We start from the raw sequence: 23,275 nt of genomic DNA, 5'->3' as shown, positions 1-23,275 counted from the left end.
AAATCACACGCCGGAGAAGACGGCGAACCACATCGCGATGTAGTGGCAGATCGCCGCGACCGCCGTGCAGGCGTGGAAGAACTCGTGGTGACCGAACGTCGTCGGCCATGGGTTCGGCCACTTGAGCCCGTACAGCACGCCGCCGATGCTGTAGAGCGCGCCGCCGACGATCAGCAGCACCAGTGCCGCGACGCCAGCGCCGTGCATGATCGGCACCATGAAGAACGCGGCGACCCAGCCGAGCAGCAGATAGAGCGGCACGCCGACCCAGGCCGGCGCCGACGGCCAGCACATCTTCAGCAGCACACCGGCGATCGCGCCGCCCCAGACGATCCAGAACAGCACCATGCCCTTCTCCGACGGCAGCGCCAGCAGAGCGAACGGGGTGTAGCTGCCCGCAATGAACAGGAAGATCATCGAATGGTCGAGGCGCTTCATCCACTTGCGCACCGTCGGCGACTTCCACGTCACGCGGTGATAGACGCCGCTGACCGTGAACATGGCCACGATGGTGAACGTATAGAGCAGCGTGGCCAGGCCGGCGCGGGTGGATTCGAGTGCCCATGACACCGACACCAGCGCGGCACCGGCGATGAACGCGACGACCGCCGAGTAGACGTGGATCCAGCCCCTGGCGCGGGGCCTGCCGAGGAAGTTGGCGACGCCGTCGGCGAATGCCTCGGGCAGGTCATCCGCGTGCGCGTGCGTCGAACCGGGCCGATCGGAGTTCTCGGTGTCGAGCGGAGCGGTCATGTCACCTTCACTGACTGGCATGGGCGTATCCGATTGCCACAGTAGTCTTGATCTTCGTGGATCTCATTCCCCCGCGTCTCAAGGAACCGGCCTACCGGGTCTACGAGATGCGCCTGCGACAGGAGTTGGCGCGGTCGCGCGCCGACCTGCCTCGCCACGTCGCCGTGCTGTGCGATGGCAACCGGCGGTGGGCCCGTGACGAGGGTCACGACGACGTCAGTTACGGCTATCGCGTCGGCGCCGACAAGATCGCCGAGATGCTGCGGTGGTGCCAGGAAGCCGGCGTCGAGTTGGCCACGGTGTACCTGCTTTCGACCGAGAACCTGCAACGCGATCCGGACGAGCTGTCGTCGCTCATCGAGATCATCACCGACGTGGTCGAGGAGATCTGCGCTCCCGCCAACCAGTGGAGCGTGCGCACCGTCGGCGACCTTGAACTACTCGGCGAGGAACCGGCGCGCCGGCTGCGCGAAGCCGTGGATTCGACGACCAACAACGGCGGCTTCCACGTCAACGTCGCGGTCGGTTACGGCGGCCGCCAGGAGATCAGCGACGCCGTGCGCGCCCTGCTCGGCAAGGAACTGGCCAACGGCGCGACGGCCGAGCAACTCATCGAAGCGGTCACCGTCGACGCGATCTCCGAGAACCTGTACACCTCAGGGCAGCCCGATCCTGACCTGGTGATCAGGACGTCGGGGGAGCAGCGGCTATCGGGATTCCTGTTGTGGCAGAGCGCTTATTCGGAGATGTGGTTCACCGAGGCGCATTGGCCTGCCTTCCGCCGGGTCGACTTTCTGCGAGCGCTGCGCGACTACACCCGTCGACACCGGCGCTACGGCATATAACCGGACCGCCCGTGTCAGACTGATCACATGGCTGCGATGTCCGCAGTGGTGTTCGGTCTGAGTTGGTGGCTCGGGCTGTATCTGCTGGCCCGTGATCCGCGCAAACCCGTGCTGGTGCTGGCCGCGATCGGCCTGACCAGTTTCGCGGTCGTGGTGGCCCTGGACGCGATCCGGGTGACCGTCGCGCACTCCGCAGCATTGAGCCAGATCGAGATCTACCTCGTCGTCGTGCCCGGTGTGGCGTGGTTCGCGGTGTTGTTGGAGCTGACGCGCCCCGGCGACACGTGGCGCGGCCGCGCCTGCGAGATGCTGGCCGTGGCGGTGGTATTCGCGCTCGCGCTGTGCGGGGCGGTGCTGGCCGGCGGGGTGGACGGGCCGCTACGCCTTGGGCATTGGCTGATGTTCGCAGTGATCTCGTTGGCCACCCTCGGCGCCATGGTGCGGGCGGTGACCGGGGCGCGGCGACCGGGTTCGGTGACGGGCGTGGTGGTGATCGCGACGCTGTTCTTCGCGCTCGGCAACGCCATCCTCGTCATCCCGCTCGGCCTGGTGCAGAGCGGATTGGCGTTGGCCTCCACCGGATTCGACGTCCTGCTGCTCGGCGTTGCCGTCGCGCTGTGGGATGCGTTCGACGAGGGGCAGGCGCTGCGCGCCGACATGCTCCGGTCGTTCGTGGGCAGCGTCGTCGTCGCCGTGCTCTTCGGTGGGCAGGCTCTGGTCGGCATGGCCGTCACCGGCGAACGCACCGCGCTGACGGTGCTGCTGTTCACCAGCCTGGCGATCGCCATCGCGATCAACGTGCTGGCCGATCCGCTGGCGGGCCTTCTCGACCGGCTGGCATTCTCCCGCTCACCCGGGCTGCGCGCCGACCGTGCGGCGTTGCGTCGCACCGAAGCCGCGCTGCCGCTGCGCTCGACGAGCCCGCTGGACGGCGTCGACGACGACACGTTCGTCCGGCTGACCCGTCGCGCGCTCGGGCACTACGGTGACCTGTCCAAGCTCGTCGCCAGCCCGCTGACCGCACTGCCGGTGATCGACGAGCGACTGGCGCGCCGCGGCGTCCCGGATCAGCCGCTGGAGCGGGCCAACGAGCTCAAGGCGCTGCTCGCCGATCGCATTGCCGCGCTGAAGCCGCGCGATGGCGGCGACTTCGGCACCACCGAGCAGTGGCGCCACTACAACTCGCTCTACTTCCCGTACGTCGTCGGCGTGCGCGCCTACGCGCAGAACGCGACGGCCGCGGGGCTCGATCCCGTCGCCCGGCAGGCATGGCAGTGGTTCGTCACCGAGGTGCCCCAGCGGTCGCTGCACAACTGGCAGAACGCCGCCGCCCGCGTCATCGCGGCGGACCTGCGCGGCACGCCGGTGTCGTCGACCAACTGATTTTCAGCGCTGACCTGCGGTTGGCAGTGACTGGCAGCGTGAGGCGTCGATCTGGCAGTGGCTTCTGAGCATCGTCGGTGGTGTTCGACACCCAGCCTCACCGACGAGGAGCCCGCCATGACCGCCATCACCACCCGCCCACTGTCCGACAGTTCCGACAGCCTGTTGCGCTTCGCGATGCGCGCCGACGCCACCCTGTGCGCGGGCATCGGCCTGATCATCGCGACGGCGGCCGATCCGCTGTCGCGGCTGTCGGGCCTCTCGGCCGCATCCGAGTGGGTGGCTGGCGCGGCGCTCGTCGTTTACGGCGCGGTGTTGTACGTGCTCGCCGCGGCGCCCGACATCCGGCGCATCGGCCTCATCGTCGTCGCCGCGAACGTGGTGTTCGCCATCGCCGCGGCGGCGGTCCTGGTCGCCGGCGTGCTGCCGCTGACCGGGTTGGGCGTCGCCATGGTGCTCGTGACTGTCGCTTCCACCCTCGGCTTCGCCTACCTGCAGTACCTCGGAGTGCGCCGTCTGGCGTGACTCCCTCCGAACCGGTGCGCGGCCGCCCGCCGCAAGAGGTTACGGCGCGCGGCCCGCACCGGCCATCACCATCACTCACAACCATCGAAGGGAAGTTCCATGACCGCCATCACCGTTCCCCAGACCACCGCCCGCGATTCGTTCCTGCGCTTCGCGTTGCGCCTCGACGCCGTCGTCACCGGCGTGATGGGCGTCGTCGGCGCCGCGCTCGCGCCCCGCATCGCCGAACTGTCCGGCACCACGCCCGCAACGGAGTACGCGCTGAGCGCCTTCTTCATCGTCTACGGCGTGGTGGTCCTCAGCCTGTCGATGCTGCAGCACGTCCGCATTCCGGGCATCGCCGTCATCGCAGGCAACGTCCTGTTCACGGTGGCGGCCGTCGGGGTCGTGCTTGCCGACGTCTGGCCGCTCACCACGGCGGGCGTCGTGCTGACGTTGGCCAGCGGCGTCTACACGCTGGTGATGGCCGACCTGCAGTACCTCGGCCTGCGCCGCATGAAGTAGCGGTTTGTGGAGTCTCACCGGTGCTCACCGCCGGTGGGACTCCACAAATCGCTGGGGGGTTAGAGCTTGCGCAGGCGCAGCCGGTTGATGGAGTGGTCGGAGTCCTTGCGCAACACCAGAGTTGCCCGCGGGCGGGTCGGCAGGATGTTCTCGATCAGGTTGGGCCGGTTGATCGAATGCCAGATGTCGCGGGCCGCGAAGACGGCCTGCTGGTCGGTCAGCGTGGAGTAGTGGTGGAAGTGCGACTGCGGGTCGGCGAACGCGCCGGCACGCATGGCCAGGAAGCGCGAGACGTACCAGCCCTCGATGTCCTCGATGCGGGCGTCGACGTAGACGGAGAAGTCGAACAGGTCGGACACCATCAGTGCGGGCCCGGTCTGCAACACGTTGAGGCCCTCGAGGATCAGGATGTCGGGATGCTGGATCAGCATCTTCTCGTCGGGCACGATGTCGTAGAGCAGATGCGAATACACCGGGGCGCACACTTGATCAGAGCCCGACTTCACCGCGGTGACGAAGCGCATCAGGCCGCGTCGGTCGTAACTCTCGGGGAAACCCTTGCGGTGCATCAGGTTTCGTCGCGCCAGCTCGGCATTGGGATACAGGAAGCCGTCGGTGGTCACCAAGTCGACGCGGGGGTGGTGTTCCCACCGGGCCAGCAGCGCCTGCAACACGCGGGCGGTGGTGGACTTACCCACCGCCACGCTGCCCGCGACGCCGATCACGAATGGCACTGGGCGGTCGGGGTTCTGCTGCGGTTCCCCGAGGAATTCCGCCGTGGTGGCGAACAGCCGTTGCCGCGCCGCGACTTGCAGATGGATCAACCGCGCCAACGGCAGATAGACCTCTTCGACTTCGAGGAGGTCCAATTGCTCACCGAGGCCACGCAGTCCCTCGAGCTCGTCCTCGCGGAGTTTCAGCGGCGTCGACATACGCAGCGATCGCCATTGCGCTCGGTCGAACTCCACATAGGGGCTCGGCTCGCTCGGCCGCGGCATGGAGCCAGTCTTGCAGCACGTGCGGCGGGCCTGGGCCCGGGGGTTGCGAACGCGTGATCCCGGCCTCTTGCGCACCGGTTGACCGGAAGCCGTAGCCCGGGCCAATTAAGTTGGTGGGCATGGACCTGATTCGCGAGTACCTGCTGCTCGGTCTGCGATTCGACCGGATCGAGGAAGGCTACGTCGACTCGTTCACCGGGGATCCCGCACTGCGCCGCGCCGTGGCGGACGAGCCGGCGCCCGACCCGGCCCAGCTGGCGCGCGACGCCGAACGCCTGCGGGCCGAGGTGGCAGGCGCCGACGGCCTCGACCCCCAGCGTGCCGACTACCTCGCCGCGCACCTCAAGGCGTTGGCCTGCGCGGGCCGCAAGTTCGCCGGTGAGGATGTCGGGTTCGTCGAGGAAGTGCGTGACTACTTCGACGTCGACATCGCCAAGGGCGACCCCGAGCGGTACCGCGACGCGCACCGCAAGCTCGACGAGGCGCTCGGTGGCAGCGGTCCCCTCGCCGACCGGATGCAGGCTCACCGCAGCAGCGAGGAGATTCCACCGGAGCGGCTCGAGGAAGCCATCCACGCGTTCTCCAGCGCACTGCGCGACCGGGTGCGTGCCACCTACCCGCTGCCGGACAGCGAGACGATCGTCTACGAGGTGGTCACCGACAAGCCGTGGTCGGGGTTCAACTACTACGAGGGCGACTACCGCTCCACCGTCGCCGTCAACGCCGACCTCAAGCAGCAGATGTCGAACCTGCCGCGCCTCGTCGCGCACGAGTCGTACCCGGGGCACCACACCGAGCACTGCCGCAAGGAGGCCGGGCTAGTGGCGGGGCTGAATCAGGCCGAGCAGACGATCTTTCTGGTCAACACCCCGCAGTGCCTGATGGCCGAGGGGTTGGCCGATCTGGCGCTACACGCCGCTATTGGCCCCAATTGGGGCGCGTGGGCCGCCGAGATCTACGCCGACCTGGGCCTGCGCTTCGACGGGGAGCGGGCCGAAGCGATCGCGGAGGCGTCCGCGGCGCTGGCCGACGTGCGTCAGGATGCGGCGCTGATGCTGCACGACGAGCACCGCGACGTCGACGAGGTCGTCGCGTTCATGCAGCGCTGGCTGCTGGTCAACGAGGCCCGCGCCCGGCAGGCGCTGCGGTTCCTGTCGTCGCCGCTGTGGCGCGCCTACACGAGTACCTACGTGGAGGGTTACCGGCTGCTGCGTGGTTGGTTGGACGAGCGGCCCGCCGACGTGACGCTGGGGGAGCGGTTCGGCCGGTTGCTCGACGAGCCGCTGATCCCGTCGAGCTTGCGGGGCTGAGGCCGACGCGGCCGATTTCACGCGCCGTTTACGCTTTAACCATGGCTGCTGACTCGACCGTGACCTCCCCCGACTCCGCTCCCGGTGCGGAGTACGCCGACACCGCGAGTGCCGCATACCGCGCGGCGCTCGAGGTCATCGAGTCCGTCGAACCCCGGATCGCCGCGGCGACACGCAAAGAGCTTGCCGATCAACGTGATTCGCTGAAGCTGATCGCCAGCGAGAACTACGCGTCGCCCGCGGTGCTGCTCACCATGGGCACGTGGTTCTCGGACAAGTACGCCGAGGGCACCATCGGGCACCGCTTCTACGCGGGCTGTCAGAACGTCGACACCGTCGAGGCGCTGGCCGCCGAACACGCCCGCGAGCTGTTCGGGTCGCCGTACGCCTACGCGCAGCCACACTCGGGCATCGACGCCAACCTCGTCGCGTTCTGGGCCATCCTGGCCACGCGGGTGGAGGCGCCCGGCCTGGCCGAACTCGGTGCCAAGCACGTCAACGACCTGTCGGAGGCGGACTGGGAGACGCTGCGCAACAAGCTGGGCAACCAGCGGCTGATGGGCATGTCGCTCGACGCAGGCGGCCACCTCACGCACGGCTTCCGCCCGAACATCTCCGGCAAGATGTTCCACCAGCGCAGCTACGGCACCGACCCGAACACCGGGTTCTTGGACTACGACGCCGTCGCCGCCGCCGCCCGCGAGTTCAAGCCACTGATCCTGGTCGCCGGGTACTCGGCGTATCCGCGGCGGGTGAACTTCGCCAAGATGCGCGAGATCGCCGACGAGGTGGGCGCCACGCTGATGGTCGACATGGCGCACTTCGCCGGCCTGGTGGCGGGCAAGGTCTTCACCGGCGACGAGGACCCCGTGCCGCACGCCCACGTCACCACCACGACGACCCACAAGTCGCTGCGCGGCCCGCGTGGTGGCCTGGTGCTGGCGACGAAGGAGTACTCCGACGCCGTGGACAAGGGCTGCCCGATGGTGCTCGGCGGGCCGCTGTCGCACGTCATGGCCGCCAAGGCGGTGGCGTTGGCCGAGGCGCGTCAGCCGTCGTTCCAGGCGTACGCCCAGCGCGTCGCCGACAATGCTCAGGCCCTGGCCGACGGCTTCCTCAAGCGTGATGCCGGACTGGTCACCGGCGGCACCGACAACCACATCGTGCTGCTCGACGTGACGTCGTTCGGCTTGACGGGCAGGCAGGCCGAGTCGGCGTTGCTCGACGCGGGCGTCGTCACCAACCGGAACTCCGTCCCCGCCGACCCGAACGGGGCCTGGTACACCAGCGGCATCCGGTTGGGCACGCCTGCGCTGACGACCCGCGGGTTCGGGCCCGACGACTTCGATCGCGTGGCGGAACTGATCGTCGACGTGCTCAGCAACACCGAGCCGCAAGGCACCTCCAAGGCCAAGTACACGCTGGCCGACGGCACCGCCGACCGCGTGCACGCCGCGTCGGCCGAGCTGCTGAACGCCAACCCGCTGTACCCGGGTTTGACGCTGTAGCTCACTCCGCGTAGGCGCCTGCGTCGATGTCGGCGACGAGCGTCGGACCGGCAGGCTTCCAGCCGAGCAGTTCCCGGGTGGCTGCGCTGCTCGCCGCTGCGTCCGCCGCGAAGAAGCCGCCGAGCCAGCCGAAGTGCTCGACGACCTGGTCGGCGGGAACGGATGCGACGGGTAGGTCGAACGCCCGCCCGATTGCCTCGGCGATCTCGCGCGAGGGCACACCCTCCTCGGCGACGGCGTGCAGGCGGGTTCCCGCCGGCGCCCGCTCGAGCCCGAGCACGGTCATGCGGGCGGCGTCGGCGACGTGCACGGCGGGCCAGCGGTTGGTGCCGTCTCCCGGATAGCCGGCCACGCCCTTGTCGCGGGCGATCTGGCTCAGCACGGCGATGAAGCCGTGGTCGCGTGTGCCGTGCACAGTGGGGGAGAAGCGCAGGGCGATCGACCGAACGCCGCGGTCGACGAACTCGAGGGCGAGGTTCTCGCTACCGCCGCGCATCGCGTCGGGTCCGTGGAACGGTGACGCGTCCTGCTCGGTGGCGATCCGGCCGGGCGCGAGGCCTGCCAGTCCCGAGGCGAGCAGGAACGGTCGGTTGGAACCGGCGAGCGTCTCGCCGATGGCCTGCACGGCTGCCCGCTCGGCGGCGTTCGAAGCGGCCATGTCGGACCAGTCGTGTTTGTTCGCCAGGTGGATGGTGGCCTCGGCGTCGTGCGCGCCGCGGCGAATGGCATCGAGGTCGTCGAGGTCACCGCGGAGCACGCGGACGCCCTTGGCTTCGAGGGCTTCGGCAGACGAATCCGATCGTGCCAGTCCGGTGACCTCGTGGCCGGTGGCGAGTAGGTCGGCGACGACGGCGGTGCCGATCCAACCCGATGCCCCGGTGACGAAAACGCGCATGATGAGCTCCCAGTAATCGTGACGTCAGTTACTGACATGACAATACCGGTGAAGTCAGTCCCTGTCATCACTACACTCAGCGCATGGTTCGGTGGCAACCCGGCGCACGGGAGCGGCTGCAACAGGCTGCACTCGAACTGTTCGCGGCCCGGGGCTATGAGCAGACGACGGCCACGGAGATCGCCCAGGCCGTCGGACTCACCGAGCGCACGTTCTTCCGCCACTTCAGCGACAAACGCGAGGTGCTGTTCTACGGACAGCAGCTGCTGACCGACGCCTTCCTCGCCGGTCTCGACGAAGTGTCGACCGAGGCATCGCCGACGGACCTCGTCGTCAGCGTGTTGCGGTCGGCGTCGACCTTCTTCCCGGACGAGCGCAGGCCCTACTCGCGCACGCGGCAGTCGGTCATCGACCAGAATCCTGCACTGCAGGAGCGGGAGTCGCACAAGCTCACCACCCTCGGCACCCGGCTGGGCGAGGCGTTCCGGGCCCGAGGCGTCGACGACCTGACGGCCGATGTCGCCGCGCGAACGGCCGTCATGGCATTCGGAGTCGCGTTCAGTCAGTGGATCCGGGACGGCGAGGAACGGTCCTTCGCTGACATCACCGTCGACGTGTTGGGTGAACTGGCTACCCTCGCCGCCGAGCTCGAGCAGCCTCGGCACGACACGCGCCACCCGATTTCAAAGAACGTGTGAATACGGGTTACAGTTAGTTTCATGGCAGACAAACCGGTTGCTAACGCGCTGATCCTCGAACTCGAGCCGGTCGTGCAGGAGAACCTGGCACGCCACGTCGCGACCGAGGAACTCTGGTACGCACACGACTTCGTCCCCTTCGACCAGGGTGAGAACTTCGCCTTCCTCGGCGGCACGGACTGGGATCCGTCGTCGGTGACGCTGCCCAAGCCCATCACCGATGCGCTGGAGATCCTGCTCATCACCAAGGACAACGTCGCCGGGTACCACCGTGAACTGGTCGAGCACTTCATCCTCGACGAGAAGTGGGGCCGCTGGATTGGCCGGTGGACCGCCGAGGAGCACCTGCACGCGATCGCCCTGCGCAACTACCTCGTGGTGACCCGCGAGATCGACCCCGCCGCCAACGAGGACGTCCGCGTCGAGCACGTGATGAAGGGCTACCGCGCCGACACCTACAGCCAGATCGAGACGCTGGCGTTCATGGCGTTCCTCGAGCGCGCCCACGCGGTGTACTGCCGCAATCTGCAGGCTCAGATCGAGGAGCCGGTGTTGCAGGACATGGTCGGGCGGATCGCCAGGGACGAGGAGCGCCACGAGGAGTTCTTCGCGAACCTCGTCGCCTATCTGCTGGAGCACGATCGCGACCAGACGGTCGCGGCAATCGCTGCGCGCGCTGCGGCCCTCGAGCCGATCGGCGCCGACATCGATGCATATCAGGACAAGCTCGCCGTGATCGCCGAGGCGGGCATCTTCGACGCCGACAAGCTCAAGACCGTCATCTCCGACCGCATCGTCGCGTGGGGTCTCGGCGAGCACCCGGACCTTCAGAAGTTCGTCGCCCGGTAGTCACTTTTCGGTCCCGGCGCGCCTGATCGGCGGACACGCCGCGAGCGGGGTAGCGTCGAAGGTGATGGCTAGCAATTTGCTTCGCTGTCCGTGGCGGTACCCGTCTTCTCAGGAAGGGGACCGGCCCCGGTCCCGTACCGCAGTGTCCGTCGAGACGCCTCCGCGGGGCCGCGCGGGCCGAGGAGCGCCACGTGACTGATTCGTCCGTTCGGACTTATGTGCTCGACACCTCCGTGCTGCTGTCCGATCCCTGGGCATGCACCCGGTTCGCCGAACACGAAGTCATCGTTCCCTTGGTTGTGATCAGTGAGCTCGAGGCGAAACGCCATCACCACGAGCTCGGCTGGTTCGCCCGCCAGGCGTTGCGGATGTTCGACGATCTGAGGTTGGAGTACGGACGCCTCGATCAGCCGATTCCCGTTGGCACGCAAGGCGGTACGCTGCAGGTCGAGCTGAATCACAGCGACCCAACGGTGCTACCCGCCGGGTTCCGCACCGAGACCAACGATGCGCGCATCCTCACCTGTGCGGCCAACCTCGCGGCCGAGGGCAAGCAAGTGACGTTGGTCAGCAAGGACATCCCGCTGCGGGTCAAGGCCGGTGCCGTCGGCCTGGCCGCCGACGAGTACCACGCCCAGGACGTCGTCACGTCCGGCTGGACAGGGATGTCCGAGATGGACGTGACCACCGAGGAGATCGACGCGCTGTTCACCGACGGCGAGATCGACCTCGAAGACGCACGTAATCTGCCGTGCCACACCGGGATTCGTCTCCTGGGTGGAAACTCGCACGCCCTCGGCCGGGTGACCGCCGAGAAGCGCGTCCAACTGGTCCGCGGTGACCGCGAGGTGTTCGGACTGCGAGGCCGTTCGGCCGAGCAGCGCGTCGCGCTCGATTTGCTGCTCGACGAGTCAGTCGGCATCGTGTCGCTGGGCGGCAAGGCAGGCACCGGCAAGTCGGCGCTCGCGCTGTGCGCGGGGCTGGAGGCCGTGCTGGAGCGGCGCACTCAGCGCAAGGTGGTCGTCTTCCGGCCGCTGTACGCCGTCGGCGGCCAGGAGCTCGGCTACCTGCCCGGTAGCGAGAGCGAGAAGATGGGTCCGTGGGCGCAGGCCGTCTTCGACACCCTCGAAGGTCTGGCCAGCCCGGCGGTGCTCGAAGAGGTGCTGTCCCGCGGCATGCTGGAAGTGCTGCCGCTGACCCACATCCGGGGCCGCTCGCTGCACGACTCGTTCGTGATCGTCGACGAGGCCCAGTCGCTGGAGCGCAACGTCCTGCTGACCGTGCTGTCCCGGCTCGGCGCCGGATCGCGCGTCGTGCTCACCCACGACGTCGCCCAGCGCGACAACCTGCGGGTCGGCCGGCACGACGGCGTGGCTGCGGTGATCGAGAAGCTCAAGGGCCATCCGCTGTTCGCCCACATCACGCTGCTGCGCAGTGAGCGTTCGCCGATCGCGGCCCTGGTCACGGAGATGCTCGAGGAGTTCAGCCCCGGCGCTTTGCCCTGATCTCTCTGCGGCTCGTGCACGCGCAGTTGCGCTCCCCGCGACTGCGCGTGCACAAATCGCCAATCGGTAGGCTGCCAGGGTGCGCAAACGCCCTGACAGCTCAGCTTGGTCGTACTGGCGCATGGTCATCGGCGTGTGCGCGGGCGCTGCCATCGTGGTCATCGGCGGGTTCACCGGCCACATCAAGGTCGCGAAGGCCGACGACGTGGACTGCGCTCAGGTCAAGTGCATCGCTCTGACGTTCGACGACGGGCCGAGCCCGTACACCGACCGGCTGCTGCAGATCCTGAAGGACAACGACGCCAAGGCGACGTTCTTCCTGATCGGCAACAAGGTCGCCGCCAACCCGGCGGGCGCCAAGCGCGTAGCCGACGCGGGCATGGAGATCGGCAGCCACACCTGGGAACACCCGAACATGACCACCATCCCGCCCGAGGCCATCCCCGCCCAGTTCAGCAAGGCAGGTGACGCGATCGAGGCGGCGACGGGACAGCGTCCCCAGCTGGTACGCACCGCCGGTGGCCTGATCAACGACCAGGTGCTGGCCGAGGCCAAGAAGCAGGGCCTTGCCGACATCAACTGGGACGTCATCCCGTTCGACTGGGCCAACGACTCCAACACCGGCGCGACCCGCTACATGTTGATGACCCAGATCAAGCCGAATTCGGTGGTCCTGTTCCACGACACCTACTCCTCGACGGTCGACCTGGTGTACCAGTTCATCCCGGTGCTGAAGGCCAACGGCTACCACCTGGTGACGGTCAGCCAGATGCTCGGCCCGCGTGCGGCGGGCACCAGCTACGGCAGCCGGGACAACGGGCCACCGGCCAACGATCTGCTCGACATCCCGCCGGCCGAGATCCCGTCGCTGCCGAATACGCCGTCGCCGGCGCCGATGCCGAACATTCCGATCACCGACATCCCGGGTGCGAACTCTGGCGGCTCCAACAACGGGGCGTAGCGACACGCCATGACCACGAACACCGCGTTCGTCCTCACGTTGATGGTGCTGGCCTACGCGGTCGTCTCGGGTCTGGTCAAGAAGTGGTACCTGGCGCCCGCCCTGATCTTCGTCCTCGCGGGAATGGCGTTGGGGCCGTTCGGCTTCAACCTGCTCGAGGGCGGCCCGAACACCACGACGTTCACGGTGCTCGCCCAGCTCGCTCTCACGGTCATCCTCTTCAACCAGGCCGCCGAGCTCAAGGTGTCGGCGGTCGTCCGCCGTCGGGAGGTGACGTTCCGGCTGCTGGTGATCGGCATTCCGCTGGCCATCACCCTTGGCGTGGTGACGGCACTGGTGGTGCTGCCGGTGATGCCGCTGTGGGAAGCCGTGTGTCTCGCGGCAATCGTGGCGCCGACCGAGGTGGCGCTCATCGACGCACTCCTCGAGGACGGCCGGGTTCCCGAGCGGATCCGCCACGCGCTGTCCACCGAGAGCGGCTTCTACGACGGCTTCGCCCTGGCCGCCCTCCTCGCCGCGCTGGCGCTGGCCTCCGAAAGCCACGACTCCGACGTCCACTGGGGCTGGTTCCTGGTGCGCACCGAGCTGCTCTCCGTAGGGGTTGGGCTCGTCATCGGTGCGGCCGCGGGCTGGGTGATCGGCACGTCGCGCGAGCGCGGCTGGATGAACGACATCTGGGCGCAGCTCGCGACGCTCGCCGTCGCGCTGGTGTGTTTCCAGGTGGGAGAGATGTTGCACGGCAGCGGTTTCGTCGCCGCCTTCGCCGGCGGTCTGGCATACGCCTTCGCGGCGCGGCGGGCGGGTTCGCGACCCGAAACCCACGTGTCCGACGCGGCCGGACAGCTTCTCGAGCTGACGGTGTTCGCGTTGTTCGGCGGTTACGCCGTGATCACCGGCTGGCGGGACGTCAGTTGGCGCGTCGTCGTCTTCGCGGTGGTCGCGCTGCTGCTCGTCCGGCTCGTCGCGGTGTGGCTGGCGCTCATCCGCAGCGACGTGCCGCCGCGCGAACGCCTATTCATGGGATGGTTCGGGCCGCGCGGCATCGGCACCTTGGTGTTGGGCCTGCTCGTCGTCGAACGCGGTCAGATCGAGCAGGAGTCGTTGATCATTCAGGTGGTGGCCGTGACGATTACGCTGAGCCTCGTCGTGCACAGCCTCACAGTGTGGCCCGGAATCAAGTGGTTGGCGACGCGGGAGCCAGCCGCGACTCCGGCGCAAACCCCTCCGTGATCACCCGGCGGTGCGCATACCGCCAGCCGTCGCCGGTTTCGCATCGGACGGCGACGTCGCGGTAGACGCCCCAGTGGTCCAATCCGCGGGCGCCGATGAACTGAAAGCACGCGTAGGTCTTCGCGCTGCCGTCGGGCAGCGGCTCGACGTAAATCGAGCTCAAGTGATGTCGGGCGGGCAGGATGTCCGCGTCGGCGAAACGCGCACCCGCGTCTCGGAACAACGCGAGAACGCCGTCCGCACCGACGAAGCGGTCGCCGCCGATCTCCAGCACGCCGTCGGGCGCGAAGAGCTGTGCAAGCCGCTCGACCTTGCCCGTGTCGGCCAGGTACTGGTAGGTGGTCAGCAGATGCGTGACGCCGACGCGGGTCCGTTCGTCATCGGTCATCACAAACCCCTGCGCGAGCAGACACATATGTGCCCCAAACACGGTGTTTTGGGGGACATTTGCGTCTGCTCGCGCGAAAGCTAGCTGTCGCCGTCCTGCACCTTGGCCATCTTCAGCACGTCCAGCCGGCGGTCCAGTTCTTCCTCGGACAGCTTGTCGCCGATGAGGCCACGGTCGAGCACCGTCTGCCGAATCGTCTTGCGCTCCTTGAGCGCTTCCTTGGCCACCTTGGCGGCTTCCTCGTAGCCGATCGCCGAGTTCAGCGGCGTCACGATCGACGGCGACGACTCGGCGAGCTCGCGCAGGTGCGCCTCGTTGGCCACCAGGCCGTCGATGCACTTCTCCGCGAACAACTTCGACACGTTGGACAGCAGCGTGAACGACTCGAGGATGTTGCGCGCCATCATCGGGATGTAGACGTTGAGCTCGAACGCGCCCGACAGCCCGCCGACGGCGACCGCGGCGTCGTTGCCGACGACCTGGGCGGCCACCTGCGTAACGGCCTCTGGCAGAACGGGATTGACCTTGCCGGGCATGATCGAGCTACCCGGCTGCAGGTCCGGCAGCTGCAGCTCGCCGAGACCGGTCAGCGGACCGGAACCCATCCAACGGATGTCGTTGGCGATCTTGGTGAGTGACACCGCGATGGTCTTCAGCGCACCAGACGCCTCGACCAGCCCGTCGCGCGCCGCCTGTGCCTCGAAGTGGTCTTCGGCCGGCCGCAGTTCGGCGATGCCGGTCTCGTTCACCAGCACCTCGACGACCTTGTCGCCGAACCCATCCGGCGCGTTGAGTCCGGTACCGACCGCGGTGCCGCCGATCGCGAGCTCACCGAGGCGGGGAAGACACCCGCGCACTCTTTCTATGCCGGCCTGCACCTGGCGCGCGTAGCCGCCGAACTCCTGGCCCAACGTCACGGGGACCGCATCCATCAGGTGGGTGCGGCCCGACTTCACGACGACGCGCCACTGCCGGGCCTTGTTCGCCAGCGACTCATGCAGCACCTCGAGCGCCGGAATCAGATGGCGGACAGCCGCTTCCGTCGCCGCAATGTGGGTGGCGGTGGGGAAGGTGTCGTTGGAGCTCTGTGACATGTTGACGTGGTCGTTCGGGTGCACCGTGACGCCGTTGGCCTCGGCGATCGACGCGATGACCTCGTTGGCGTTCATGTTCGAGCTGGTGCCCGAGCCGGTCTGGAACACGTCGATGGGGAACTGGTCGTCGTGCTTGCCGTCGGCGATCTCGGCTGCGGCGGCGATGATGGCATCGGCCTTCTCCGCGTCGAGCAGGCCGAGGTCCTTGTTCACCTGCGCGCAGGCGCCCTTCAGCAGTCCGAGTGCCCGGATCTGGGTGCGCTCGAGCGGCCGGAACGAGATCGGGAAGTTCTCCACCGCCCGCTGGGTCTGCGCTCGCCACAGGGCATCGATGGGCACACGCACCTCACCCATCGTGTCGTGTTCGATGCGGTACTCGGTGTCGACTGCGCTGTCCGCGGACATCTGCTCCCTGTTTCGTCGGTGAATGTGGGTTTGCTGCTGTTAGGGCAAGGGGTAGGCGGCGGTCTTGTCACCGGTGAAGTCGACCGCGGAGTACTCGTTCAGTTTGGACAACCGGTGGTAGGCCTCGATCATCCGGACCGTTCCGGACTTCGATCGCATGACGATCGACTGCGTGGTGCAGCCGCCGCCGAAGTAGCGGACGCCCTTCAGCAGGTCGCCGTCGGTGACGCCGGTGGCGGAGAAGAAGACGTTCTCGCCGGAGACCAGGTCCTCGGTGTGCAGAACGCGGTCCAGGTCGTGGCCCGCGTCGAGGGCCTTCTGGCGCTCGGTGTCGTCGGTCGGGGCCAGCACCGCCTGGATGGCGCCACCCATGCAGCGGATCGCCGCGGCGGTGATGATGCCCTCGGGGGTGCCACCGATGCCGGCCAGCATGTCGGTGCCGGATTCGGGTCGGCAGGCCGAGATGGCGCCTGCGACGTCGCCGTCGGAGATCAGCCGGATGCGCGCGCCGGCCTCCCGGACGTCTTCCATCAACTGGGCGTGGCGGGGCCGGTCCAGCACGCACACCGTGATGTCGGCGACCGTCGAATTGCGGACCTTGGCGACCCGCCGGATGTTCTCGCCGATGGGTGCGGTGATGTCGATGACGTCGACGGCGTCGGGCCCGACGGCGATCTTGTTCATGTAGAACACGGCCGACGGGTCGAACATCGCGCCGCGCTCGGCAACCGCGAGCACCGAGATGGCGTTGGGCATGCCCTTGCTCATCAGCGTGGTGCCGTCGACCGGGTCGACGGCGAAGTCGCAGTCCGGGCCGTCGCCGTTGCCGACCTCTTCGCCGTTGTAGAGCATCGGGGCGTTGTCCTTCTCGCCCTCGCCGATGACGACGACACCGCGCATCGACACAGAGTTCACCAGCTCGCGCATGGCGTCCACGGCCGCCCCGTCGCCGCCCTCCTTGTCGCCGCGGCCCACCCAGCGGCCTGCCGCCATGGCTCCCGCCTCGGTGACGCGCACCAGTTCGAGAGCGAGGTTGCGGTCTGGGGCTTCGCGGCGCGATGGCGTCATGCGCAGATTGTCCCATTAGCGGATCGGAGTTTGGGAGCTGGGATACTGGCAGTTGTGACGACCCCTGCGCCGCTCCCGGGACCGAAGCCCGCGAAGGCCCGGCTGCTGCAGGACGGCCGCGACATGTTCTGGTCGATGGCGCCGCTGGTGCTGGCCTGCATCGTGCTCGCGGGGGTGCTCGGCATGTGTTCGTTCGCGCCCAACGGCCCCGGTGAGGGCGCTGCGCCGACCTACGATGCGCCCGCGGCGCTGAAGGCCGACGCCGAGGCGCTCAAGATCCCGATCCGGCTGCCCAAGCTGCCCGCGGACTGGCACGCCAACTCCGGTTCCCGCGGCAGCATCGATGGTGGTCGCACCGATGCCGACGGCAGGCAGGCGCGCGCAGTGATCTCCCGGGTGGGTTACCTGGCGCCGAGCGGTATGTACCTCAGCCTGACCCAGAGCGACGCCGACGAGGAGAAGCTCGTCGCGTCGATCGACACCAGCCTGGCGCCGACCGGCACGCAGGACGTCGACGGCGTGAAGTGGATCGTCTACGAGGGCGGCGGCGACGTGCAGCCGGTGTGGACGACGCGCTTGACCGGACCGACCGGCGCCGCACAGATCGCCATCAACGGAGCTGCCGGTACCAACGAGTACCGTATGCTGGCCGAGGCGACGCAGACGCAGCCGCCACTGCCCGTCAGCTAGGAGCGTTTGAATGACCTCAGGCAAACCAGACGTCGCCGCCCTGACGGCGCCGGAAGCGGATCTGACCGGATGGAGCGTCGAACCGTTCACCGGCGCCGGCTTCACCTACGACGTCTACCGCAGGGGTGAAGGTCCCGGCGTCGTGCTGATCCCCGAGATGCCGGGCATCCATCCCGGCGTGCTGGCACTCGGCAACCATCTCGTCGACAACGGCTTCACCGTGGCATGCCCGTCGCTGTACGGCACGCCTGGTGCGCCGGGTATGCGACCGGGCGCGATTCCGGTGATGCTGCGCGGTTGTGTGGCAAAGGAATTCGCGGCGTTCGCGACCAACGCCAACCGGCCGATCGGGCAGTTCCTCCGTGCGCTGGCGCGTGATCTCAACGAGAAGACGCCGGGCAAGGGCGTCGGCGTGATCGGGGAGTGCTGGAGCGGCGGCTTCGCATTGGCCGCCGCCGTGGACGACAGCGTGCTGGCCCCGATACTGAGCCAGCCGTCACTGCCGATAGGCCTGACGGCGAAGCAGCGCCGCGACCCCGGTCTGTCCGAAGGCGAGCTGAAGATCATCGAACGTCGCGCGGCCGAAGAGGGCCTGTGCGCCATGGGCTTACGGTTCAGCGAGGACGTCCTGGTACCGAGCGCGCGCTTCAAGACGCTGAAGGACCGCCTCGGTGACGCCTTCGAGGTCATCGAACTCGACTCGAGGAAGGGCAATGAGCACGGTTTCGGCAAGTCGGCCCACTCCGTGCTGACCCTGGAGGTGCGCGAGGTCGACGGGCACCCGGCCTACGAGGCGCGCAAGCGGGTGGTGGAGTTCCTTACTGAGCGGCTGAGTCCGAATCCGGCTTGAGCACAGGTTGTTTCGAAGCGGGCGCCGCTGAGCGCCTCGCCCTGGCCAGCAACCGGCGCAGCCCGCCCGGCTTCTTGGGTCCGTCGTCATCGTCGAACTGGTTGAGCGGTACGCCCTTGTACACGGCGAGGTAGACGCTGATGGTCGTCACGACGACGATCATCAGCACCGGGCCGATCACGATGCCCCAGAAGCCGAACATCGCGATTCCGGCGAAGACGGCCAGCAGCATCAGCGCGGAATCGAGGCGCGCCTCGCGCGGCACCAGGATGGGTCGCAGGAAGTTGTCGATGTTGGTCACCACCACGATGTGGAACGCGATGACGAACACTCCGCCGAACACGTTGCCGAACAGCATCATCACGATGCCGACCGGGATGCTGAGGATGCCGCCGCCCAACGGGATCACCGACAGCGCGGTCAGCAGGATCGCGAAGATGAAGAAGCCGTCGTGGAAGCCCCCGATGTAGATCGACGCGGCCCCAGAGATGCCCTGCGCCAACGCGATCACGAACTGGCCGAGCACGGTGCCGCGCACCATCGCGCCCATCTTCTGCAGATACAGGTCGGTGACCTCTTCGCCCAGCGGGTTCAGCTGACGGATCAGCGTGGCCACCTGCGCGCGGTTGGTCAGCAGTGAGACGAAGACGTACAGGAACAGGATCGCCGCCGTCACCCCACCGACCAGGCCGCCCGCAGCCCCCTGCAGGGTGCCGAGCAGGAACTCGCCGACGTGCTGGGCGACGGTGCTGAGCCGGTCGCGCAGCATGTCGGGCGTCAGTTGCAGGTCGTGGATGAACGGCACCCGCGCCAGCGCTTCGTTGACCACCCCGAGCGCCTTGTTGCCCAGGGCACTGAGGTCGGTCTTGGCCACCCACTCGGAGACGCTGTCGATCATGCTGCTGATCTGAATGACCGCGAACAGGACCAGTAGGCCGACGGGGATGATCACCACGCCGACCACGGCGAGCAGCGTCAGCGTGGCCGACAGTCCGGTGCCGAACCGCCGCCGCAACCGGTCGAAGAGGGGAGTGAAGAGGTAGGAGGCCACGGCGGCGACCACGACGAGGATGAAGTAACTGCGCAGGAAGTAGGCGGCGAACAGGATCGCGATGACCGTGGCGACGGCCAGGGCGCGCTTCTGCGACACAGTGAACTCGGTCTGCATGGCCACGGGAGTGATCCTGTCACGCCGAGACGAATCTCACGGCCGCTGGACGCAGCGAAAACCGATGTGGCTCATCCCGGTGTCGATGGCCTGTGGGCGCCGCGCGGCCGGCCGGTAGCGCATGCAGTAGCTGTCCGCGCAGAGGAACGAGCCGCCCTTGATCACCTTGCGGCCAACGGGAAACTGCGGCTGCGCCGGATCGTAGCTCTCTGCTGCACAACAGGATTCGAGCGCCCTGGTATCCGCCCACCAGTCGGTGGTCCACTCCCACACGTTGCCTGCCATGTCGTAAAGGCCGTAACCGTTGGGCTCGAAACTGCCGACGGGGGCAGTGACGCCATACCCGGTGTCGGGCAGGTAGGGGAACTCGCCGTGCCAGTAGTTGGCCAGCCGTTGGCCCGGCGCCTCCGGTTCGTCACCCCAGGTATAGGCCGCGCCCGACAGCCCGCCACGCGCGGCCACTTCCCATTCCGCTTCCGTCGGCAACTGTCTGCCCGCCCACTCGGCGTATGCCGACGCGTCCTCGAACGCGACGTGCACGACCGGATGACGCTCACGCCCGCGCAACGACGACTTCCGTCCGCGCGGGTGGTTCCAGCAGGCGCCCGGCGTCCACGTCCACCACTGGTTGAGGTGGCGCAGGTCGACGGCGCCGGGGGTGCGGTGGAACACCATCGATCCCGGCTGCAGGTTCTCCGGCGGTGCCCCCGGGTAGTCGACGGGGTTCAGCGGACGCTCGGCGACCGTGACGTAGTGCGTGGCGTCGACGAACGCGCCGAACTCGGCATTGGTGACCTGGTGCGCCTGGATCCAGAAGCCGTCGACCGTGACTTCGCGGGCGGGCGCCTCCTCCGCATAGTGCGCGTCGGAACCCAGGACGGTGGTCTGCGGCGGCACCCACACCAACCCCTCGCGAGACTGCTGGGAGATCGCGATTTCGTGCGTCAACGCGATCTCACAGCAGTCTCGGCGAGGGGGTCAGGGCTGGCGAGGGGGCAGGCATTGAGGGGTCAGGCACTGAAGACCTGGGTCCAGTCGTCGCGCATGCTGATGACGGTCCACCCGTACTGATCGGCATGCCCGAGCGCGCGTTCTGCCCCTGCGGTGTAGGCGAATTCGCGGTCGGCGTCGTCGTGCAGGACCACAAGTCGCAGCGACGGCTTGCCGGGCCGGCCCGAGTACATCAGCATCTCGTCGTCGCCGTTGGAGTTGCCCGCCGACAGGATGGGCCGCCTCCCGATCCGGTTCCAGATGCGCACCGGCTTCTCCGGGCCGTCGTCCCAAATGTCCAGCGCGGGCTGGATGAACAGGTCGCCGTGACCGTCACCGCCCTCGAACTTCAGGCCCTGCGCGCTGCCGACGACGCGTTCCGGTGGGATGCCGTAGATCGTCGAGGTGATGGGCCGCATGAAGTCGCGGCCGCCTCCGGAGACGATGTAACAGGTGAAGCCATGCGCTTCGAGGTAGCGCAGCAACTCGACCATCGGCACGTACGTGCAGGCCTTGTACGGCCGGCCCAGCGTCGGATGACTCGCCTCGGCGAAGAAGGCGGCGATACGGGTGGCGTGGTCTTCCACCTTCATCGACTCGTGCAGCGACAGTGCTGCCCCCGCAAGGACTTTGAGGTCCGAATCGTCGCCCTGGTAGTGCTTGGTGATCGCTCCGCCGAACCACCGCAGATCCCCGCTCAACGCCGCCTTGTACGGTTGGTGCTCCGCCAATGAGTTGTCTGCCGAGGCCTTTTCGGCAAGCCTGCGGACGATGAAGTCGAGTTGGATGTACGCGGGCTTCTCGCACCACAGTGTGCCGTCGTTGTCGAAGACCGCGACGCGTTCCTCTGGCTCCACGTAGTCGGGCCCCTCGGTGGTGACGCGCCCCACGAAGTCGACGATCACCGACTTCGTGGGCCCGTCATTCCACGATTCGAGTTCCCCCACGCTCAGCCGCCACAGGTGGACAGGAACTTCTCCAGTTCCTCGACCGCGTGGTTGATCGTGAACGACGACGGTTCCTGCCGCGGCGGGAACTCCTTGAACGTCTGCAGAAACTGCGTCGCGATGGCGGACCCGTATAGGACGAGATAGATGCGGTCGATCATCCAGTCCCAGTAGGTATTCGACGTGATGTCTGCTCGTTCGTACGGATCGGTGCGCAGATTGAACAGCTTGGGGGCCCGCAGCTTGGTGAACGGTTCGAACCAGATCTGCAGTGTGCCCTCGCAGCGCTGCTCCTGGAACACCACCTTCCAGTTCTCGGCGCGGATGCCCAGCACGTCGCAGTCGTCGGAGAAGTAGATCATCCCGCGCCGCGGGCTCTTGTCGACCTCGCCGGTGAGGTACGGCAGTAGGTCGTAGCCGTCGATGTGCACCTTGTAGGTCATGTCACCGATGGTGTGGCCTGCCTTCAGTTTGTCGATGATCTCGGTGTCACCCGCGGCGGCCACGAACGTCGGCAACCAATCATGGTGCTGCACGATCTCATTCGACACCGAACCGGCCTTGATCTTTCCGGGCCAACGGATCATCTCCGGCACGCGGAAGGCGCCCTCCCAGTTGCTGGCCTTCTCGCTGCGGAACGGGGTAGTGGCACCGTCCGGCCAGCTGTTGGCGTGCGGACCGTTGTCGGTCGAGTAGATGACGATGGTGTCCTCGGCGATGCCGAGTTCGTCGACTAGATCCAGCAGCGTGCCGACGTTGCGGTCGTGGTCGATCATCGTGTCGTGGTACGGCGACTGCCAGCGCCCGGCCTGGCCGAGGCTCTCCGGCTTCGTGTGCGTGCGGAAGTGCATGTGCGTCATGTTCATCCACACGAAGAACGGAGTTTCCGCCTCGTTCTGGCGCTTGATGAAATCGACACAGGCACCGGTGGTTTCGTCGTCGATGGTCTCCATCCGCAGCTTGGTCAGCGGCCCGGTGTCCTCGATGCGTTGCTTGCCGACGGGGCCGTAGCGCTCGTCGACGTCGCCGCTGTCCTCGTCGGTGGCCCAGGAGTGGATGACGCCGCGTGGCAGCAGGCGCGCACGCATGAGCGGCGCTTCCTCGGCGGTGGGGTAGTCGGCGTTCTCCGGCTCCTCCTCGGCGTTGAGGTGGTAGAGATTGCCGAAGAACTCGTCGAACCCGTGGGCGGTCGGCAGGTACTTGTTCAGATCACCCAGGTGGTTCTTGCCGAACTGTCCCGTCGCGTAGCCGAGGGGCTTGAGCAACTCGGCGATGGTCGGGTCTTCCTTCTGCAGCCCGATGTCGACGCCGGGCATGCCGACCTTGCTCATTCCGGTGCGGTAGACGCTCTGCCCGGTGATGAACGACGACCGTCCCGCCGTGCAGCTCTGCTCGCCGTACGAGTCGGTGAAGAGCATTCCCTCGTTGGCGATCCGGTCGATGTTGGGCGTGAAGTAGCCCATCATGCCGCGGCTGTAGCAGCTGAGGTTCGAGATCCCGATGTCGTCGCCCCAGATGACGAGAATGTTGGGCTTGCCGTTTGGCATTGCTGCTCCTTGCGCTGGTGGTGGCGATTTCTGATGCTAGGCAATGCGGGACCTCAACATCGCGGTTTGGCGCAGTCACGGTTGATCAAATCAACTTCGCACCTTGACAATTGCGGTGCACGACTGAGGCTTTACTACGGCTTGGCAAACAACGTGTATACGGG

23 protein-coding genes are annotated in these 23,275 nt (G+C 67.4%); 13 read left to right on the top strand and 10 right to left on the bottom strand.

The window, feature by feature from the left end; translation table 11 throughout:
- Positions 1-3: 3 nt before the first annotated feature.
- Positions 4-753, bottom strand: a complete 750-nt coding sequence (locus N536_RS0114425; RefSeq protein WP_029114253.1) for a hemolysin III family protein — start codon at positions 751-753, stop codon at positions 4-6.
- A gap of 56 nt (positions 754-809) precedes the next feature.
- Here N536_RS0114425 and N536_RS0114420 point away from each other — a divergent pair, with 56 nt between their 5' ends.
- From N536_RS0114420 to N536_RS0114405, 4 genes are all read left to right on the top strand, one after another.
- Positions 810-1,598, top strand: a complete 789-nt coding sequence (locus tag N536_RS0114420) for a (2Z,6E)-farnesyl diphosphate synthase (protein WP_036436500.1) — start codon at positions 810-812, stop codon at positions 1,596-1,598.
- 27 nt (positions 1,599-1,625) lie between these two features.
- A complete protein-coding gene (locus N536_RS0114415) occupies positions 1,626-2,981 on the top strand; it encodes a hypothetical protein (protein ID WP_029114251.1) in 1,356 nt (451 codons plus the stop codon).
- Between the two features lie 117 nt (positions 2,982-3,098).
- Positions 3,099-3,506, top strand: a complete 408-nt coding sequence (locus tag N536_RS0114410; protein ID WP_029114250.1) for a hypothetical protein — start codon at positions 3,099-3,101, stop codon at positions 3,504-3,506.
- A gap of 99 nt (positions 3,507-3,605) precedes the next feature.
- Positions 3,606-4,010, top strand: coding sequence for a hypothetical protein (locus tag N536_RS0114405; protein WP_029114249.1), 405 nt, complete (start codon positions 3,606-3,608; stop codon positions 4,008-4,010).
- Positions 4,011-4,069: 59 nt separating this feature from the next.
- On the opposite strand, the gene coaA is transcribed toward N536_RS0114405, so the two are convergent.
- Entirely contained in the window at positions 4,070-5,008 is a 939-nt protein-coding gene (coaA, locus tag N536_RS0114400; protein ID WP_029114248.1) for a type I pantothenate kinase, read from the bottom strand.
- Between the two features lie 119 nt (positions 5,009-5,127).
- Here coaA and N536_RS0114395 point away from each other — a divergent pair, with 119 nt between their 5' ends.
- Positions 5,128-6,318, top strand: coding sequence for a hypothetical protein (locus N536_RS0114395; protein ID WP_036436498.1), 1,191 nt, complete (start codon positions 5,128-5,130; stop codon positions 6,316-6,318).
- 41 nt (positions 6,319-6,359) lie between these two features.
- Entirely contained in the window at positions 6,360-7,826 is a 1,467-nt protein-coding gene (locus N536_RS0114390) for a glycine hydroxymethyltransferase (RefSeq protein WP_029114246.1), read from the top strand.
- Between the two features lies 1 nt (position 7,827).
- Here N536_RS0114390 and N536_RS0114385 read toward each other — a convergent pair whose 3' ends face one another.
- Positions 7,828-8,721 (bottom strand): SDR family oxidoreductase, encoded by an 894-nt coding sequence (locus tag N536_RS0114385; RefSeq protein WP_029114245.1) that lies wholly within the window; start codon positions 8,719-8,721, stop codon positions 7,828-7,830.
- An 83-nt stretch (positions 8,722-8,804) separates the two neighbouring features.
- Between N536_RS0114385 and N536_RS38425 the strand changes: the two genes are divergently transcribed.
- From N536_RS38425 to N536_RS0114360, 5 genes are all read left to right on the top strand, one after another.
- Positions 8,805-9,419: a TetR/AcrR family transcriptional regulator gene (locus tag N536_RS38425; RefSeq protein WP_051574490.1), complete on the top strand. Its 615-nt coding sequence runs from the start codon at positions 8,805-8,807 to the stop codon at positions 9,417-9,419.
- A 21-nt stretch (positions 9,420-9,440) separates the two neighbouring features.
- Complete coding sequence (locus N536_RS0114375) at positions 9,441-10,268, top strand: acyl-ACP desaturase (RefSeq protein ID WP_029114244.1); 828 nt, start codon at positions 9,441-9,443, stop codon at positions 10,266-10,268.
- Between the two features lie 191 nt (positions 10,269-10,459).
- Positions 10,460-11,773: a PhoH family protein gene (locus tag N536_RS0114370; RefSeq protein ID WP_029114243.1), complete on the top strand. Its 1,314-nt coding sequence runs from the start codon at positions 10,460-10,462 to the stop codon at positions 11,771-11,773.
- Between the two features lie 79 nt (positions 11,774-11,852).
- Positions 11,853-12,734: a polysaccharide deacetylase family protein gene (locus N536_RS0114365; RefSeq protein WP_029114242.1), complete on the top strand. Its 882-nt coding sequence runs from the start codon at positions 11,853-11,855 to the stop codon at positions 12,732-12,734.
- A gap of 9 nt (positions 12,735-12,743) precedes the next feature.
- Positions 12,744-13,964, top strand: a complete 1,221-nt coding sequence (locus tag N536_RS0114360; protein ID WP_029114241.1) for a sodium:proton antiporter — start codon at positions 12,744-12,746, stop codon at positions 13,962-13,964.
- Here N536_RS0114360 and N536_RS0114355 read toward each other — a convergent pair.
- The 3 genes from N536_RS0114355 to glpX form a co-directional block, all read right to left on the bottom strand.
- Entirely contained in the window at positions 13,909-14,352 is a 444-nt protein-coding gene (locus tag N536_RS0114355; RefSeq protein WP_029114240.1) for a nuclear transport factor 2 family protein, read from the bottom strand. The genes N536_RS0114360 and N536_RS0114355 overlap by 56 nt on opposite strands.
- 80 nt (positions 14,353-14,432) lie before the next feature.
- Positions 14,433-15,851 (bottom strand): class II fumarate hydratase, encoded by a 1,419-nt coding sequence (locus tag N536_RS0114350; RefSeq protein WP_029114239.1) that lies wholly within the window; start codon positions 15,849-15,851, stop codon positions 14,433-14,435.
- 39 nt (positions 15,852-15,890) lie between these two features.
- Positions 15,891-16,919, bottom strand: a complete 1,029-nt coding sequence (gene glpX, locus N536_RS0114345; RefSeq protein ID WP_029114238.1) for a class II fructose-bisphosphatase — start codon at positions 16,917-16,919, stop codon at positions 15,891-15,893.
- 54 nt (positions 16,920-16,973) lie between these two features.
- Here glpX and N536_RS0114340 point away from each other — a divergent pair, with 54 nt between their 5' ends.
- Both N536_RS0114340 and N536_RS0114335 read left to right on the top strand, forming a co-directional pair.
- Complete coding sequence (locus N536_RS0114340) at positions 16,974-17,609, top strand: DUF4245 domain-containing protein (RefSeq protein ID WP_036436412.1); 636 nt, start codon at positions 16,974-16,976, stop codon at positions 17,607-17,609.
- Positions 17,610-17,619: 10 nt separating this feature from the next.
- On the top strand, positions 17,620-18,459 hold the full coding sequence (locus tag N536_RS0114335) for a dienelactone hydrolase family protein (protein WP_029114236.1): 840 nt from the start codon (positions 17,620-17,622) through the stop codon (positions 18,457-18,459).
- On the opposite strand, the gene N536_RS38420 is transcribed toward N536_RS0114335, so the two are convergent.
- From N536_RS38420 to N536_RS0114315, 4 genes are all read right to left on the bottom strand, one after another.
- Positions 18,428-19,627, bottom strand: coding sequence for an AI-2E family transporter (locus tag N536_RS38420; protein WP_036436494.1), 1,200 nt, complete (start codon positions 19,625-19,627; stop codon positions 18,428-18,430). The genes N536_RS0114335 and N536_RS38420 overlap by 32 nt on opposite strands.
- A 36-nt stretch (positions 19,628-19,663) precedes the next feature.
- Positions 19,664-20,575, bottom strand: a complete 912-nt coding sequence (locus tag N536_RS0114325; RefSeq protein WP_231514525.1) for a formylglycine-generating enzyme family protein — start codon at positions 20,573-20,575, stop codon at positions 19,664-19,666.
- Positions 20,576-20,637: 62 nt separating this feature from the next.
- A complete protein-coding gene (locus N536_RS0114320) occupies positions 20,638-21,570 on the bottom strand; it encodes an HAD family hydrolase (RefSeq protein WP_369798425.1) in 933 nt (310 codons plus the stop codon).
- Positions 21,567-23,111, bottom strand: a complete 1,545-nt coding sequence (locus N536_RS0114315; RefSeq protein ID WP_029114233.1) for an arylsulfatase — start codon at positions 23,109-23,111, stop codon at positions 21,567-21,569. Before N536_RS0114315 ends, N536_RS0114320 begins: the two co-directional genes overlap by 4 nt.
- Between the last annotated feature and the right edge of the window lie 164 nt (positions 23,112-23,275).

This window comes from Mycobacterium sp. URHB0044 (genome assembly GCF_000620625.1).
Classification (GTDB): Bacteria; Actinomycetota; Actinomycetes; order Mycobacteriales; family Mycobacteriaceae; genus Mycobacterium.
Note: the sequence above shows the minus strand (reverse complement) of the source record. Positions and strands in the feature narration are given on the sequence as shown.